Source organism: Vibrio thalassae (genome assembly GCF_900089835.1).
In the GTDB taxonomy this organism is placed as follows: domain Bacteria; phylum Pseudomonadota; class Gammaproteobacteria; order Enterobacterales; family Vibrionaceae; genus Vibrio; species Vibrio thalassae.
In genome coordinates, this window is sequence record NZ_OANU01000102.1 from 1 (window position 1) to 1,099 (window position 1,099).

A 1,099-nucleotide genomic window follows, 5' to 3' on the forward strand; every position below is an offset into this window, starting at 1 on the left:
GCAGCTATCTGTACAACACTTGCTAAAGTTTACGGCGGTTCTGCTCGTGACTTCGCATCTATCGATAACGCTCCAGAAGAGCGTGAGCGCGGTATCACAATCGCAACTTCTCACGTTGAGTACGATACTCCAAGCCGCCACTACGCACACGTAGACTGCCCAGGACACGCTGACTATGTTAAAAACATGATCACTGGTGCTGCGCAAATGGACGGTGGTATCCTTGTAGTTGCTGCTACAGATGGTCCAATGCCACAAACTCGTGAGCACATCCTACTAGGCCGTCAGGTTGGTATCCCTTACATCATCGTATTCATGAACAAATGTGACATGGTTGATGATGAAGAGCTTCTAGAGCTAGTTGAAATGGAAGTTCGTGAGCTTCTATCTGAGTACGATTTCCCAGGTGATGACCTACCAGTTATCCAAGGTTCTGCACTAGGCGCACTAAACGGCGAAGAGCAGTGGGAAGCGAAAATCGTTGAGCTTGCTGAAGCACTAGACAATTACATTCCAGAGCCAGAGCGTGCAGTAGACCAAGCGTTCCTACTACCAATCGAAGACGTATTCTCGATCCAAGGTCGTGGTACAGTTGTAACTGGTCGTATCGAGCGCGGTATCCTACGCGTAGGTGACGAAGTAGAAATCGTAGGTATCAAAGAGACTACAACGACTACTTGTACTGGTGTTGAGATGTTCCGTAAGCTTCTTGACGAAGGTCGTGCAGGTGAGAACGTTGGTGCACTTCTACGTGGTACTAAGCGTGATGAAGTTGAGCGTGGTCAAGTACTAGCAGCTCCTGGCTCAATCAAGCCACACACTAAGTTCGAATCAGAAGTATACGTACTGTCTAAAGATGAAGGTGGTCGTCACACTCCATTCTTCAAAGGCTACCGTCCACAGTTCTACTTCCGTACAACTGACGTAACTGGTGACATCTCTCTACCAGAAGGCGTAGAAATGGTAATGCCAGGTGACAACATCCAAATGCAAGTTGAGCTAATCGCTCCAATCGCAATGGACGAAGGTCTACGTTTCGCTATCCGTGAAGGTGGCCGTACAGTAGGTGCTGGTGTTGTTGCTAAGATCTTCGACTAAT

At 48.0% G+C, this 1,099-nt stretch carries 1 protein-coding gene; it reads left to right on the forward strand.

Translation table 11 applies throughout. From position 1 onward, the window contains the following. Positions 1-1,098 (forward strand): elongation factor Tu (gene tuf / locus VTH8203_RS19305; RefSeq protein WP_096995111.1); only part of this gene is annotated, 1,098 nt, incomplete at its 5' end. Position 1,099: the final 1 nt, after the last annotated feature.